The organism is Polaribacter sp. 2405UD43-2 (assembly GCF_058147125.1).
Window position 1 is genome coordinate 373,703 of sequence record NZ_JBYVJX010000002.1, and the last position, 15,198, is coordinate 388,900.

General features: G+C 28.8%; 13 protein-coding genes and 1 tRNA gene. 10 read left to right on the top strand and 4 right to left on the bottom strand.

Translation table 11 applies throughout. From position 1 onward, the window contains the following. Positions 1–41: 41 nt before the first annotated feature. Together ACY2RX_RS05005 and ACY2RX_RS05010 are read left to right on the top strand one after the other, a co-directional pair. Positions 42–1,106, top strand: a complete 1,065-nt coding sequence (locus ACY2RX_RS05005; RefSeq protein ID WP_490102867.1) for a hypothetical protein — start codon at positions 42–44, stop codon at positions 1,104–1,106. Continuing rightward, the gene (locus tag ACY2RX_RS05010) at positions 1,078–3,249 is read left to right on the top strand and encodes a hypothetical protein (protein ID WP_490102868.1); all 2,172 of its coding nucleotides are present in this window, start codon (positions 1,078–1,080) and stop codon (positions 3,247–3,249) included. Before ACY2RX_RS05005 ends, ACY2RX_RS05010 begins: the two co-directional genes overlap by 29 nt. On the opposite strand, the gene ACY2RX_RS05015 is transcribed toward ACY2RX_RS05010, so the two are convergent. Together ACY2RX_RS05015 and ACY2RX_RS05020 are read right to left on the bottom strand one after the other, a co-directional pair. Next, positions 3,246–4,403 carry a tyrosine-type recombinase/integrase gene (locus tag ACY2RX_RS05015; RefSeq protein ID WP_490102869.1) on the bottom strand — a complete coding sequence of 386 codons (1,158 nt, stop codon included), beginning with the start codon at positions 4,401–4,403 and terminating at the stop codon, positions 3,246–3,248. The two genes, ACY2RX_RS05010 and ACY2RX_RS05015, sit on opposite strands and share 4 nt — an antisense overlap. Before the next feature lie 127 nt (positions 4,404–4,530). Beyond that, a tRNA-Met gene (locus tag ACY2RX_RS05020) sits at positions 4,531–4,603 on the bottom strand. A 110-nt stretch (positions 4,604–4,713) separates the two neighbouring features. Between ACY2RX_RS05020 and era the strand changes: the two genes are divergently transcribed. Then, positions 4,714–5,598 carry a GTPase Era gene (era, locus tag ACY2RX_RS05025; protein ID WP_490102870.1) on the top strand — a complete coding sequence of 295 codons (885 nt, stop codon included), beginning with the start codon at positions 4,714–4,716 and terminating at the stop codon, positions 5,596–5,598. Here era and ACY2RX_RS05030 read toward each other — a convergent pair. Then, positions 5,595–6,119, bottom strand: a complete 525-nt coding sequence (locus tag ACY2RX_RS05030; protein WP_490102871.1) for a GTP-binding protein — start codon at positions 6,117–6,119, stop codon at positions 5,595–5,597. The two genes, era and ACY2RX_RS05030, sit on opposite strands and share 4 nt — an antisense overlap. A gap of 79 nt (positions 6,120–6,198) precedes the next feature. Between ACY2RX_RS05030 and der the strand changes: the two genes are divergently transcribed. Together der and ACY2RX_RS05040 are read left to right on the top strand one after the other, a co-directional pair. Further along, positions 6,199–7,509, top strand: coding sequence for a ribosome biogenesis GTPase Der (gene der, locus ACY2RX_RS05035; RefSeq protein WP_490102872.1), 1,311 nt, complete (start codon positions 6,199–6,201; stop codon positions 7,507–7,509). Between the two features lie 78 nt (positions 7,510–7,587). Then, entirely contained in the window at positions 7,588–9,975 is a 2,388-nt protein-coding gene (locus ACY2RX_RS05040) for a GAF domain-containing protein (protein WP_490102873.1), read from the top strand. Here ACY2RX_RS05040 and ACY2RX_RS05045 read toward each other — a convergent pair. Then, positions 9,972–11,174 (bottom strand): Pycsar system effector family protein, encoded by a 1,203-nt coding sequence (locus tag ACY2RX_RS05045; RefSeq protein WP_490102874.1) that lies wholly within the window; start codon positions 11,172–11,174, stop codon positions 9,972–9,974. The genes ACY2RX_RS05040 and ACY2RX_RS05045 overlap by 4 nt on opposite strands. 191 nt (positions 11,175–11,365) lie before the next feature. Between ACY2RX_RS05045 and msrB the strand changes: the two genes are divergently transcribed. From msrB to ACY2RX_RS05070, 5 genes are read left to right on the top strand one after another with little or no spacing between them, the layout of a single operon-like run. Beyond that, complete coding sequence (gene msrB / locus ACY2RX_RS05050) at positions 11,366–11,827, top strand: peptide-methionine (R)-S-oxide reductase MsrB (protein ID WP_490102875.1); 462 nt, start codon at positions 11,366–11,368, stop codon at positions 11,825–11,827. Next, complete coding sequence (gene msrA, locus ACY2RX_RS05055; RefSeq protein WP_490102876.1) at positions 11,820–12,356, top strand: peptide-methionine (S)-S-oxide reductase MsrA; 537 nt, start codon at positions 11,820–11,822, stop codon at positions 12,354–12,356. Before msrB ends, msrA begins: the two co-directional genes overlap by 8 nt. A gap of 40 nt (positions 12,357–12,396) precedes the next feature. Beyond that, the gene (locus ACY2RX_RS05060; protein WP_490102877.1) at positions 12,397–12,639 is read left to right on the top strand and encodes a glutaredoxin family protein; all 243 of its coding nucleotides are present in this window, start codon (positions 12,397–12,399) and stop codon (positions 12,637–12,639) included. Continuing rightward, positions 12,636–14,192 carry a protein adenylyltransferase SelO gene (locus ACY2RX_RS05065; protein ID WP_490102878.1) on the top strand — a complete coding sequence of 519 codons (1,557 nt, stop codon included), beginning with the start codon at positions 12,636–12,638 and terminating at the stop codon, positions 14,190–14,192. The genes ACY2RX_RS05060 and ACY2RX_RS05065 overlap by 4 nt, the downstream gene beginning before the upstream one ends. A gap of 60 nt (positions 14,193–14,252) precedes the next feature. Further along, positions 14,253–15,197 (top strand): aldo/keto reductase, encoded by a 945-nt coding sequence (locus ACY2RX_RS05070; RefSeq protein WP_490102879.1) that lies wholly within the window; start codon positions 14,253–14,255, stop codon positions 15,195–15,197. The last annotated feature ends 1 nt before the right edge of the window (position 15,198 follow it).

Genomic DNA, 15,198 nt, shown 5'->3' on the forward strand with positions numbered 1-15,198 from the left:
CTAAAATAAAAATCACTTATAAATTGCTAAAAATTTAGGCAATGAACTATTTAGGAAATTACGAAGAGAATAAATTATACGGTACTTTAGAGAACAATAAAATTTTAGTTACTACTGTAAATAATGCTAATTTTTTAAAAGTAGAACTATCTGTTGTTTTTGGTGCATTTAATTGGAATCATAATTTTGAAATTCCTTTTTTTAACAATGAAGCAGAAATCTATTTTGAAAATTATATACATTCTATCATAACTCAAAAACTGGAAGTATCTGAAATTAATACTACAGATTTTAATTTTGCTTCTTTTGATATAGCAGGTATTACCTGTGTGTTAAAAGAAATGGAAAACAATACTGAATTAGATACTAAAACTATAAATTTTTCAATGGTTTTAGGAGATGTAAGTTTTGTTAATTTTAGTAATGTAGTTGATGCAGGTAAATACTTTTTACCCATTAAGCACTCTACAACTACTACTTTTAAAAACCTTTTGTCATTTTCTTTTTATGCGACATTATTTCCTGTTAAAGTTCGATTAGAAATTAACGGTGTAGTATCAGAAATCAATTTACCAAGCTATATATCTTCTAAAAAGTTACACACGTTGTTTATTCCTGTTGAAAAAATAATAGGAGCCAACATTGATTCTTTTGCCTTATCATTAGTTTTTTCTGATAATTCAGTTTTTACTTTTGGTAAGTTTTACGTTTTACCTCCAGAAGTAGATCATTCTTTATTAGTCTATCAAAATTCTTACGGAACATTAACTTCTATAGAATTTACCGGAGCAAAAAAATCTCCTATTTCTTTTAAATCAAAAGAGAACATTTTTGTTAGAAATAATAAAACAGTTTCTACCACTAATACAACTGAAGAAAAATCAGAAATTATTATAAATACCGGATATATCAGAGATCTCTATAAGCATGATATGCTTATTGATTTATTAAGGTCGTTTAATATTTATGAGCTGCCAACTCTTAAAAAGTTAACTAAAAAATTATCTCAAAAAATAACACCATTTGACACAGATAACTATACTCAAAATGAAACACTAACATTTAAATATTCAGAAAATGACAATATTTATTACAGAGGATTTTAGATTAGATCTTTCTCATTTGGATATTAAGTTTTCTGATGAAAATTCTTTCTTTGAAAAAGATTTGATTAAACAGCAATCATTCCCTTTTAACATTCCAAACGAACGTGGCTTTATTCCTTTTTTTGAATTTGTTAGCTCACATAATAGTGTAGAAGGAAATCAAGTTGTTGCAGGTTTTTTATTTAGAAATGACAGGTATTACGATGCTGAACTAATGATTTTAAATATTGATAATAGTATAAAATCAATTTTTTACTACAGTCCAGACAAATTAACAATATTTGATATTCCTCTAAAAATGCTTCCATGGCCAGTTTTAAATATTGGCGATGATATTTACCAATATGCAAAAGATACTATTACAAAAGATTATCCAGATACTTTAATTAATTTTTCAGAAGTATATCATCCAGAAATCTATAAAGACAATGATTGGGGAGCTTATTTAGGATTTCTAAATAAAAACATAAATGGAGATTTTGAAAAAACGCTAGAGTATGCTTACAGCATTCCTTTTAAAAAGATGAATGAAATGCGACCTTTTATTTATGTTAAAGAAATAGTGAAATTTATATTTTCTCAAATAGATTATACTGTTGTTGGAGATTTTAACACGCACGCATCCATTAGCAAAGCATTGCAATATCATAATAATTCTATTTTTTACACTAATAAAGACTACTTATTAAACAACAATTTAACAGTAACGTTAAGTCAATCTAATATTTCTGGATATTCTCCATCTACTGTAACCTATAATAAGTATGTAAGAATTTTTGCTTTATACTCAAAAGGATCATATTCTATAGAATTAAATGTAAAAGGTTCGTTTACTGTTGCAAACGAAGAGTTTTATATTCAAGTTTATTTTGACAATCAATTATTAGGAGCTGCCATAGCAAGAAACAATGATGATAACACTTTTGAAAGAACTATAAACACTGAAATTCATGTTGCTGCAGCTGACGTTGGTAAAGATTTAGAAATAAGAGTTATTTGTTCATCAAATACCGAAAATACTCTTGAAGGAGATTATGAAATAACAGGAACTGAAAGGCCTTTGTATAAAGATTTTATTGATTTGAAAGATTTACTTCCAGATAAAAGTGTTGGAGAATATATTTCAGATTTAAAAGAAAGTATGGCTTTAACATCTGTTTTTGATGAACCAACAAAGACTGTTAAGTTTAATTTTTTCAATTCATCACAAAGTTCGAATGAACAAATAGATTTATCAAAATATATGACAAAATCTATTGCTAGAAAATTAAATAAATCTTTAGGGTATAAGATTTCTTTTGATGATGGCGAAACACTTTATATGAATAAGAAAGGAGAGTTCATACCTTCTGCTATCGGTTATTCTTCCTTTTCTTTGCCTTTACAACCGTTGAAATCACTATTTATTGAAGGTCAACCAGTAGTTTGTAATCAAGAAAGTAATTCTATTTTGTTTTTTCAGAGCAATGCAAATGCAAAACCACTCGTAAATGATGGAGATAATTTATACTCTAGATTAGGTTTTATTCATTTGTTTTTAAGACGTTGGATGTTTCAACTTTTAAATTCAGAAGAGTATAATCAAACTTTAAAATTACCTATCTATGTATCTTCTAAATTGAATTCAGAAAGTATTATTTGGTTTTACAACAATTCATTTTTAGTACATAATCTGCAAAGAACAAATCTCAATTCATTATTTGAAAGCGTTAAATTTCGCCTCTTTAAATTAAAAAGTTATCCAGATTTTAATTTAGTGATAGATAATGGATCTGGTAACACTACTTATTTACCTCCTGTTGCTTTTACTTCTTCAACTTCATGGGGAACAACTCTTGTTACACGATTCAATGCATCAATTTCCATAGGTCAATTTGGTTTCCCAAGTTCATTTTACATAGATATTTATGCAAACAATTCAACCGACCCTCAAAGTTTAGACTTATCCTTTGGATGGGAAGTATTAAGTAGTCCTGATGGAAATGCCTCTGGTATTTTTCAATCTCAAAATACAGTTCACTCTATAACTCGTTTTACAAATAGTGGTTATATAAATTTAGCAGGGGATTATGTTATTAGATTAACAGTAGTTAATTCTGTTGGTTTAACAAATACTATTGATATTACAGTTACAGCAAGTTAAATCTTTACTGTCTTAATATCTACATTTGCTTTTAAAATCTCTTTAGGAGTATAAGCTTCTGTTTGTGTAATGCTATGATGACGTGCTTGGTCTCTTACAGCTATTGGAGGAACTCCTGCCTTTAATAAATTTGTAATACCTGTATCTTTTAGACTATACCATTGATATTTTTTAGGTAAATTCAAGGCAGTTCTTACTTTTACCCATTCGTCAGATATTTTTTTAGGAGGTAGTTTATTTCGTCCGGGTAAATAATTATCAGAAAACAAATAATCGCCCATTTCTGCATTCTTTAAATGGTTTACCAAAAAAGGAATTAAAACATCTGGAATAGTAACCGGCATACTTTTTTTATTTTTAGACACATTCTTATTCACATAAATTACTCCATTTTTTAAAATAACATCGCTTACCTTAAGTTTAGTTATTTCGGTTCTTCTGACTAAACAATAGTAGCAAATCAAACAAACCATATAATAATTCTCTTTTTTCTCTTTTAAAAATTTGAAAATTTCTTTTAAAGTTCCGTCTGGAATTATTTCACGTTCTTTAGTTTTTTCTGGGATTAGTTCAATTCTTGTAGTAGGGTTTTGAGATATATATTTATGACGAATTAACCAATCACTAAACGTTTTGATAAAATTTAAATAATTGTTACGAGTTCTTGCAGAATTATCTCGATCGTAATAAACAACATCTAAAAAATCTCGCACCAATTCATCTTTGAATTTGATAACGAACATATCTTGCTCTTTAATTTCCTCAAGATAATCTGAAATGTTTTTTATAAAGGACTTGTAACTTCTTAAAGTATCAACTCTTTTATCTTGATTTTTTACCTCCTTAACAGTTCTATCTAAAAATAAACGTGCAGCATCAGAAAATTTAACAAAACCTCTAATCTCATTATCGTTTAATAATGGATTCCAACCTCGTTCTAATTTTTTGTTAAGCTCTAAAACCATTTTTCTGGCCAGCTTTCTTCTTTCTGTAATACTTTTTAATGGCTTGACTCTATTTTGCTTTCTCTTAAGTTTATTATCAATAGGGCATTTAACGTAGTAAACTATCTTCCAAGTTTTGTTTTCTCTTAATTCTGCTGGAACAAAATCTACAAGAACTAATACATTTCTGATTTTTTGAGTAGTGGACATTTTTTTTTTACATCAGGTTTTTAAACCAGTTGCAAAAAGTTAAACATCAATGTGAGACAAATTTGAGACGGTAATTTGTCTAAAATCAACAAAGCCCTTATAAATAAAGGGCTTGTGCTATTTCTAGTAGCGGGAACTGGACTCGAACCAGTGACCTTCGGGTTATGAGCCCGACGAGCTACCTACTGCTCTATCCCGCGATTTGGACTGCAAATATACAATACAATGTAAACATTTTCCAAACTTTATTTCAATTATTTTTTATTCGCTTAAATTGTAGTCACTTAACAAAACAAACTATCTTTGCAATATGATACATAAAGCTGGTTTTGTAAATATTATTGGAAATCCGAATGTGGGTAAATCTACTTTAATGAATGCTTTGGTGGGCGAAAAACTATCTATAATTACACCAAAAGCGCAAACTACTAGACACAGAATTTTAGGAATCGTTAATCACGATGAATATCAAATCGTGTTTTCTGATACGCCAGGAATTTTAAAACCTGCTTATGAACTACAAGCATCTATGATGGATTTTGTAAAATCTGCCTTAGATGATGCTGATGTATTGATTTATATGGTAGAAATTGGTGAAAATGCTTTAAAAAACGAAGCTTTTTTTAATAAGATTATCAATAGCAAAATACCTGTTATTTTATTATTGAATAAGATTGATAAATCATCGCAAGAAGAAGTTGAGGAAAAAGTACAATATTGGAAAGAAAAAGTTTCAAATGCAGATGTTTTTGTAATTTCTGCTTTAGAAAATTTTAATGTCACAACAGTTTTTGAGAAAATAAAAGAATTACTACCAGAAGGTCCTCCTTATTATCCAAAAGATCAATTAACAGATAAACCAGAACGTTTTTTTGTCAATGAAAAAATTAGAGAAAAAATTCTAACACATTATAAAAAGGAAATTCCATATTCTGTAGAAGTTGAAACAGAAAGTTTTGTAGAAGAAGAAAACATTGTTAGAATTCGTTCTGTAATTATGGTAGAAAGAGATACCCAAAAAGGTATTATTATTGGACATAAAGGGACTGCTATAAAACGAGTTGGAGCAGAAGCAAGAAAAGATTTAGAACGTTTTTTTCAGAAAAAAGTTTTTATTGAATTGTATGTAAAAGTGAATAAAAACTGGCGTAGTAATAAAAATCAGTTAAAACGCTTTGGCTACAATCAAAATTAATGGTTGATAACTTCTATCATAAAATCGTGTAATTCTCTCATTTGATTTTTACCTGTGTCTTTTCCTATTTTTCCTAAAAAATACAAAAGCACCCAAACTAAGGGCAAAAAAACCATCATTATTAACGGAAAAACAATCTCTTCTTTTAAAGATAATTTACTGTAAAGCATTACTGCAAAACCGAAAAAAGAAACACCAATTACAAAATGAACAAACATAAAAAGTGTCCAAACTTGTGGTTTTGGTCCAAATAATCCTTTTAAAAGAGAAGTATTTTCAGATGCTTCTAAAATTTCTAAATGCAATTGAGGAGACCAAAAATGTTCATCCTTTTTAGGAACAGAAATAAAAATATGACCATCAACAATTTTTCCTCTAATTTTACAATCATCTTTCTTAAATTCTTCAGAAAAATGATTAATAACATCAAGATTATTTTCATCCAAATCAATAGAAAACCTTGGTCTTAAGTGAATTTCACTATTTCTTTTTTCTATTAAAATATTTGTTTTTTTATTCATAAACTTCATTTTATCAACGCTTAAATTTACAATTAATTATCATATAGTAAATTGTATCTTTGCAAAAAATAAATTCAAAATGAATAGCATAGTTGCCATTGTAGGAAGACCAAATGTAGGGAAGTCAACACTTTTTAACAGATTAGTTCAGCGTAGAGAAGCCATTGTAGATTCTGTAAGCGGAGTTACAAGAGACAGACATTATGGAAAATCTGATTGGAATGGAAAAGAATTTTCGGTAATTGATACTGGTGGATATGCTGTTGGTTCTGATGATATTTTTGAAGAAGAAATTAGAAAACAAGTTGCTCTTGCAATTGATGAAGCAGATATTATTGTTTTTGTGGTTGATGTAGAAGATGGCATAACACCTATGGATGCTGAAGTTGCAAAACTTTTACGCAAAGTAAAAAAGCCAATTTTTACGGCTGTAAATAAAGTTGACAACGCAATGCGAGCTGCTGATGCTGTAGAATTTTACAATTTAGGTTTGGGTGATTATCATACTATTTCTTCAATTAATGGAAGTGGTACCGGAGATTTACTAGACGCTCTTGCAAAAGAAATGCCAGCTCCCGAAGAAGTAGATTTAGAGAAAGAAGAATTACCAAGATTTGCAGTTGTTGGTAGACCCAATGCAGGAAAATCATCTTTTATCAATGCTTTAATTGGCGAAGAAAGAAATATTGTAACCAATATTGCAGGTACCACAAGAGATTCTATAGACACAAAATACAACAGATTTGGATTTGACTTTAATTTAGTTGATACTGCAGGAATCAGAAAAAAATCGAGAGTAAAAGAAGATTTAGAATTCTATTCTGTAATGCGTGCTGTACGTTCTATAGAATATTCTGATGTAATTATTTTAGTAGTTGATGCCACTCGTGGTTTTGAAGGTCAAGATCAAAATATATTTTGGTTGGCAGAAAAAAACAGAAAAGGTGTTGTAATTTTAATCAATAAATGGGATTTGATTGAAAAAGAAACCAACACAATGCGCGATTTTGAAGCAATGGTTAGAAAACAAATTGAGCCGTTTACAGATGTGCCAATTGTATTTATTTCTGCATTAACAAAACAGCGTTTATTTAAAGCCATAGAAACTGCTGTTGAGGTTTTTGAAAACAGAAAAAACAGAATTCCTACAAGTAAATTTAACGACACAATGTTAGAGATTGTTAAGAGCTATCCACCTCCAGCAACAAAAGGAAAATTTGTAAAAATTAAGTACTGCATGCAGTTACCAACTCCAACACCGCAGTTTGCCTTCTTTTGTAATTTGCCACAGTATGTTAAAGATCCTTACAAACGTTTTGTTGAAAACAAATTAAGAGAAATTTATAACTTTACAGGAATACCAATTACTATTTATTTTAGACAGAAATAACTCATTCCTTGTAACTTTAGTTACCTTAATACGTCTAAAAACATAGTAATATTTTAAAACTAATACTGCTTAAAAGATATGAAGATTATAAAATCGAGTTTAGTTTCTGAGGTAGAATTACCTCTTCAATTAAATATATCTTTTAAAAAAGTATCTATTTTATTTGAAAAATATGCTCATAAAGATTACGAAAATCATCCTTTTCATACTTCTGCAATTAAGATGGTTCATCTTTTTAAAAAGCATCCAGAATTAAATGATGGTTTTTCAGATTATACTTTATTAGAAAAATACAAAGACCAAATAGATTTATTATTAAATCCTTTATTTCCAGAAATACTTCAATCTAACGAAATTAAAGCGGCAAGTATTCCTTTTTCTTTTACCTCTTTTAAGTTTACAGAACGTTTTGAAAATATCTTAAAAAATGCAGATGAAGATTTCGAATTAAATGTTCGTAATTTTGAAGATGATAGTATGTACATTATGAGTTGTACATTTATTTTAGGCTTTGTATATGGTTATTTTATTGATGTAAAAAGACCTTTTTATTTTGATATTCCAGACAAAACAACCGGAACAATGAAATACTATAGAGCTGCTTTTAATGGCGATTTTTCAGAAATTACTGCCACCGAAAATGCTCCAAAAATAACTGAGGAAGACTTTAAAGATTTAGTAAACAATTTTGACAACATCAATTTATGGAAAGAAAAATTTCCGCCAAACAGCTATATTTTTAAAGGTTTTGGTCTCATCAATTTATTTGATGTTACCGCAGAAGAAATGATTTCTTCTATAAAAGCAAACCTATTGGCTGGTGGAGACGATTTAATATTTAGGCTTCAAAATAATTTAAGAGATTTTTATAGCATTAAAGATTTACAATTAGGCTTCTCTGTTTATCATAATATAAACACACAAATCTGTGATACTGTTGTAAAAAAATCGCGCAGTATTTTCTTAAAAAACATAAAAGGAATCAATTGTAAAAATGGTTATTTCTGTAATGAAATTATGCAAAAAGTTTTTACCAAATACGAAACCTTTGTTATTTCTGATGTAGAAGAGTATGGATTACAAACTAACAAAAATTCTTTTTATCAAAATTTACACAACTTAGGTATACAAAGTATCGTGTTAATTCCTATAAAAGTTGACGTAAATCAAGATTTAGCTTTATTAGAAATTGCATCCTCAAGAGCTTATGAATTAAATTCTGTAAACATTAATAAATTAAAAGATATTATTCCTGTTTTTGAAGCTGCAGTAAAAAGAACTTCTGAAGAAAGGCAAAATATTTTAGAAGCTACTATTCAAGAAAACTATACTTCTATTCATAATTCTGTAAAATGGCGCTTTTATGAAGCTGCAGAAAAATATCACGCAGAACATCAATCTGATAAAAATGCACAACTAGATGAAATTGTTTTTAATAATGTATATCCTTTATTTGGTCAGAGTGATATAAAAGGTTCTTCAAACGCAAGAAACCAAGTAATAAAACAAGATTTAACCACACAATTATCTTTAGCAATTACTGTATTAAAAGACGCTTGTAAAACAGAAAAACTTCCTATTTATAATGAGTTAATGTTTAGAGTTTCTACTTATTTAAAGGACGTAAAAAAAGGTTTAAACGCTGGTGATGAGGTTAGTATTTTAGAGTTTTTAAATAGAGAAATCTACCCTGTTTTTAATCATATAAAAAACATTAATTCTCAGCTTTCAAAAAAGGTAGCGGTTTACCTGAATCGTTTAGATAAAAATCTAAATGTTGTGTATGAAAAAAGGAAAGAATACGAAAACAGTGTTACACTTTTAAATGATAAACTAGCCAATTTTTTAGACCATAAACAGAAACAAGCACAAGAAATGTTTCCTCATTATTTTGAGCGATACAAAACTGATGGTGTAGAATACAATATGTATATAGGACAATCTATTACAAAAGAAAAAACTTTTGATAATTTGTACTTATACAACCTGCGTTTATGGCAATTACAGATTACTTGCGAAATGGAAAATATTGCTTTCTACGAACGTAAAAATATGCAATATGATTTACGAGTTGCCTCATTAATTCTAATTCATAGTAATGCTATGGCTATAAAATTTAGAATGGATGAAAAGCAGTTCGATGTAGATGGCGCATACAATATTAGGTACGAAATTATAAAAAAACGCATAGACAAAGCTCACATTAAAGACACAAAAAAAAGATTAACTGTTCCTGGTAAAATTGCTATTGTATATTCTCAAGAAAAAGATGCTTTAGAATATGTAAAATACATTAATTACTTGCAATCTAAAAATCAATTAGGTAAAATTGAGTTCTTAGAGTTAGAAGATTTACAAGGAGTTTCTGGCTTAAAAGCATTAAGAGTAGAAGTTATTTATCAAAAAGATTTTGACGAAAACAACACCATCACTTTTAAAGATTTAATTAAAGAAATTGAAGCTTAAACAGCCATTGCTTGATAATAAAACGAAATTGCAAAAGCTAATACACTTACAATAATACCTATCATAAATACTGTATAAGTTATTCTAAGTAGGTTATATTTTCTATTTAAAACCAATCCTAAAAAATATAAATCTTTGGTTAAAGAACCATATAGATATTCTCTATCTTTCATCATTTCTTTCATTCCCCATTCAAAATCTTCTAATTTCATTTTATGAAAATTCCCAAAAAAAAGTAAATTTACTTTTTTATTAGCAACATCTTCTTTAGAAAACTTTCCGCCAGTAACATTAGGTCTTGTAGCTAAAACAGACAAAACAATTGAGGCAACTGTAAAAGTGATAAAAATTATTGTAGGAATAAATAAATGTTCATTAGAAGGATTATCTAACTTTGGCAATAAGTTAGATAAAGCCAAAGAAATAATAATAGCATTTACAGATAGCAAAATATTGGCTTTTGTATCTGCAATATCACTTAATGTAATATGATTTCTAAGCGCAACTCTAAACATAGTTTCTACACCACGTTCTGGCACATCTCCTTTTTCTTTCTTTAACTCTAAAGCTTCTTGCTTCTGATTAAATTTTTTAACATCTTCTTTTAAATCTTTCTGATTCTTTATTAATTTCGATAAGTTTTTCTCTTTGGTTTTTGTCCAATTTTTTAAAGCATATTCTGTATTATAGCGATGTTTTTCAGTAAAAAAAACAATATTTGCAGCAATCCAATCCGCATCAGAAACATTTTTTAAACCAGTTAACTCCCATTCTTTTCTTAATAAAGAAGTATAATCAAAAAAGTTTTTTGATGCTAAATGAGCACAATCTGCATCAGCAATTATTTTTTCTAAATCATCTTTAGGTTGATGATTCATTTTTGTGGCTAATATCAATTTAGAAATAGCTTCAATTCTTTTATCAGCAACTTTATGACGCTTTAAAAAATCTGCAGCAATTCTAACACTTTCTTCTTCGTGATTTTCTGCTCCTTTTACAAAACCAGTATCATGAAACCAAGCCGCTATTTCTAAATTTTCGGCTGCTGTTTTAGCCACTTTTAAATTTTCAATAAGTTCTTTTGTATATTCAACTACACGCTGAGTATGTGCCAAATTATGATATACATACTTTCTTTCTAAATCCGTATTTAATAAGTTAAAAACGTGTTTTTCAACATCAACAATTAATGTGCTCATTGTAAAGTTATTTTATAAATGAATAAAAAGAAATGATGACACCTTTTTTCTTCTCATCAATATTCGTCGTAAATTTATGCAATGCTTTCAAAGCTTACAAATTAAGAATTATTTGTAAGGTAACAAGTGTTTTTACGTCTAAAAAACAGTTAGCATAACCATACTAATTTAGAAAAGAAAGGAAATAAAATATGCTTACTTGGAAAGATGTAATACACTTCGCAACAAAAGGAAATCTAACTCCTAACCAAAGAGTTGAAAAATCTGAAACAGAATGGAAAGCTCAATTAACCCCAGAGCAATTTAGAATTACAAGAAAAAAAGGTACAGAAAAACCACATAGTGGTGATTTATGTAGTATTTATGATAAAGGACAATACAACTGTGTTTGTTGCAATACACCTTTGTTCGATTCTACAATTAAATTTAGTTCAGGCACTGGCTGGCCAAGTTTTACACAACCCATTAAAGAAAATGCCATTAAATATCATAAAGATATTTCTTTTGGTATGATTAGAGTCGAAGTTTTATGCAATACTTGCGACGCTCATTTAGGACACGTTTTCCCAGATGGACCTGAACCAAGTGGATTGCGTTATTGCATTAATTCTGAATCTATGCAATTAGAGAAAGGGAATTCTAAAAATGAGTAAAAATATACAAATTGCCACTTTAGGAGGTGGATGTTTTTGGTGTACAGAAGCTGTATTCCAAGAAGTAAAAGGTGTAGAAAAAGTAGTATCTGGTTATGCTGGTGGTAACGCTCCAGAAAAACCAACTTACAGAGAAATTTGTTCTGGCTTAACAGGTTACGCAGAAGTAATTCAAATTACTTTTAATGCAAATATCATTTCTTTTAAAGACATTCTAGTCATTTTTATGACCACTCACAACCCAACAACTTTAAATAGACAAGGAGCAGATAAAGGAACTCAATATCGTTCTGTAATTTTTTATCACAATGAAAATCAGAAGCAGATTTCTGAGGAAGTTTTAAAGCAAATTCAAGTTTACTATGAGAATAAAATTGTGACCCAAATTAGTCCATTAACTATTTTTTATGAAGCAGAAGATGAACATCAAAATTATTATAGAGAAAACACTCAGCAAGGATATTGTAGTTTTGTAATTGCACCAAAATTGGCTAAATTGAGAAAATTACATTCAGATAAATTGAAGTAATTTTTTGTCATTCCTGCACAGGGAATCTATTTTAAATAATATGATAATTAAACTTTATGGCACAGAAAGATGTCATAAAACTCAATATTACAAAACATTTTTAGAAACGAGTAACTTAAATTACGTGTTATTAGATATTGAACAAAATGAAACGTTTGCAGAAGAATTGTGTAACTTGTATAAAAATAGAAAACTAAATTTTCCTACAATTACTATTAATGATAAAAAGTTGAGAAATCTTTCTGGCAAAAAACTTCAAAAATGGTTAGATAAATTAATATGAAACTAAACATAAAAGAAACTTTTATAAAAGAATTACCTTCAGATTCAAATCTTGAAAACTCAAGAAGACAAGTTACAGAAGCTGTTTTTTCGTATGTAAATCCTAAGAAAACAAAAGCTCCAAAAGTAATTCACGTTTCTCAAAAAATGGCTGATGAGTTAGGAATCTCTGAGGAAGAAACAAAATCAGAATTCTTTAAAAATATTGTTACAGGAAATGAAATATATCCAAATACAAAACCATATGCAAAGTGTTATGGAGGTCATCAATTTGGCAATTGGGCAGGACAATTAGGCGATGGAAGAGCTATTAATTTATTCGAAATTCAACAACAAAATAAAAATTGGAAAGTACAATTAAAAGGCACTGGCGAAACCCCTTATTCTAGAACTGCAGATGGTTTGGCGGTTTTACGTTCATCAATTAGAGAATATTTGTGTAGCGAAGCAATGTTTCATTTAGGTGTTCCAACCACAAGAGCTTTGTCATTAAGTTTATCTGGCAATAAAGTTTTACGTGATGTGTTATATGATGGAAATCCAGCGTATGAAAAAGGCGCAATCGTTTCTCGAATTTCGCCAAGTTTTTTACGTTTTGGTAATTATGAAATTTTTGCTGCAAGAAAAGATGTAAAAAATTTAAAAGTTTTGGTAGATTATACTATCAAACATCATTTTTCACATTTAGGAAAACCATCCAAAGAAACCTATATCCACTTTTTTAAAGAAGTTTCAGAATCCACTTTAGATATGATAATTCATTGGCAAAGAGTAGGTTTTGTACACGGAGTTATGAATACTGATAATATGTCTATCTTAGGTTTAACAATAGATTATGGACCTTATGGTTGGTTAGAAGGTTTCGATTTTAGTTGGACACCTAATACAACTGACAGACAACATAAACGTTACAGATATGGAAATCAACCAAATATTGGTTTGTGGAATTTATATCAATTAGCAAATGCTTTGTATCCGATAATTGAAGAAATTAAACCTTTAGAAACTATTTTAAATCAATATAAAGTTGATTTTGAAAAGAAATCTTTACGAATGATGCAATCTAAATTGGGATTATTTATTGATGATGAAAATGATTTAAAATTGATTCAGAATTTAGAAGACACTTTACAGTTAACAGAAACTGATATGACTATTTTCTTTAGAAGTCTAAGTAATTTCTCTGATGAAAAAACTGGCTTTCAATTAATAGAAAAAGCATTTTATAATTTAGATGATATTTCTGATGAAGTTAAAAATCAATGGACTTTATGGTTCGAAAACTATGCTAAAAGATTAGAAAAAGAAACGATTTCATTCGAAGAAAGAAAAGAAAAAATGGATGCCGTAAATCCTAAATACGTTCTTAGAAATTATATGGCACAATTAGCCATTGATGCTGCAGATAATGGAGATTATTCTTTAATTGATGAATTCTACAAACTCTTAAAAAAACCCTATTCAGAACAACCAAAATATCAAAAATGGTTTGTAAAACGCCCAGAATGGGCAAGGCATAAAATAGGTTGCTCTATGTTATCTTGTAGCTCTTAAAATAAAGAAGACCTCACAGGTTTTAAAAACCTTTGAGGTCTGAAACCAAATAAAAAAAATATGAAATTAGGTTTAGGAACAGCTGCTTTAGGCAGACCTCAATACATTAATGTGCGTCAAGAAAATTGCGATAATTCAAATTTAGAACTCTTTAGAAAACAAAGTTTTGCTGTTTTGGAAGATGCTTACAATTCAGAAATCAGATATTTTGATACGGCTCCTGGCTATGGTTTGGCTGAAGAATTGCTCTTAGAATGGTTACAAACCAAAAACGATAAAACCATTGAAGTCGCCACAAAATGGGGATACACCTACACTGCAAATTTTGATACAAATGCAAAAATACACGAAGTAAAAGAACACAGTTTTACAAAATTACAAGAACAATGGAATTCCTCTAAACAACTCCTGCCCTACTTAAAAGTCTATCAAATTCATTCTGCAACTTTAGAAACTGGCGTTTTAGAAAATGTTGCTATTCTTAAAGAATTAGGACGTTTAAAAAAAGAACATCATCTTAAAATTGGATTGACTACAACAGGAACAAATCAAGTAGAAGTCATTAAAAAAGCGTTAAGTGTTTTGGTTGATGGAGAGCAACTTTTTGATGTTTTTCAAGTAACGTATAATTTTTTAGACCAAAGTTTATTAGAAATTGTTGATGAATTAATCCATCAAAATAAATCGATTGTTATTAAAGAAGCTTTGGCAAATGGACGTGTGTTTCGCAATAAAAACTATCCTCATTATCAAAAAATATATGCAACTTTAGAAAGTTTAGCAAAAAAACATACAGTGGGTATAGACGCAATTGCATTAAAATATTGCGATCAAACCATTCCTAAAAGTATTGTTTTAAGTGGTGCTGCAAACACAAATCAACTGCAAGAAAATATAAAAGTAAATTCTTTTACTCTTTCTGATGACGAAATTGAATCGCTAAAATCTTTCCAAACTTCTCCAGATTTTTATTGGGATGAAAGAAAACTATTGGAATGGAATTAAA

Coding starts and splice junctions, on each gene's coding strand:
- ACY2RX_RS05005 (WP_490102867.1), top strand. CDS start 42: ATGAACTATTTAGGAAATTACGAAGAGAATAAATTATACGGTACTTTA.
- ACY2RX_RS05010 (WP_490102868.1), top strand. CDS start 1,078: ATGACAATATTTATTACAGAGGATTTTAGATTAGATCTTTCTCATTTG.
- ACY2RX_RS05015 (WP_490102869.1), bottom strand. CDS start 4,403: ATGTCCACTACTCAAAAAATCAGAAATGTATTAGTTCTTGTAGATTTT.
- era (WP_490102870.1), top strand. CDS start 4,714: ATGATACATAAAGCTGGTTTTGTAAATATTATTGGAAATCCGAATGTG.
- ACY2RX_RS05030 (WP_490102871.1), bottom strand. CDS start 6,119: ATGAATAAAAAAACAAATATTTTAATAGAAAAAAGAAATAGTGAAATT.
- der (WP_490102872.1), top strand. CDS start 6,199: ATGAATAGCATAGTTGCCATTGTAGGAAGACCAAATGTAGGGAAGTCA.
- ACY2RX_RS05040 (WP_490102873.1), top strand. CDS start 7,588: ATGAAGATTATAAAATCGAGTTTAGTTTCTGAGGTAGAATTACCTCTT.
- ACY2RX_RS05045 (WP_490102874.1), bottom strand. CDS start 11,174: ATGAGCACATTAATTGTTGATGTTGAAAAACACGTTTTTAACTTATTA.
- msrB (WP_490102875.1), top strand. CDS start 11,366: ATGCTTACTTGGAAAGATGTAATACACTTCGCAACAAAAGGAAATCTA.
- msrA (WP_490102876.1), top strand. CDS start 11,820: ATGAGTAAAAATATACAAATTGCCACTTTAGGAGGTGGATGTTTTTGG.
- ACY2RX_RS05060 (WP_490102877.1), top strand. CDS start 12,397: ATGATAATTAAACTTTATGGCACAGAAAGATGTCATAAAACTCAATAT.
- ACY2RX_RS05065 (WP_490102878.1), top strand. CDS start 12,636: ATGAAACTAAACATAAAAGAAACTTTTATAAAAGAATTACCTTCAGAT.
- ACY2RX_RS05070 (WP_490102879.1), top strand. CDS start 14,253: ATGAAATTAGGTTTAGGAACAGCTGCTTTAGGCAGACCTCAATACATT.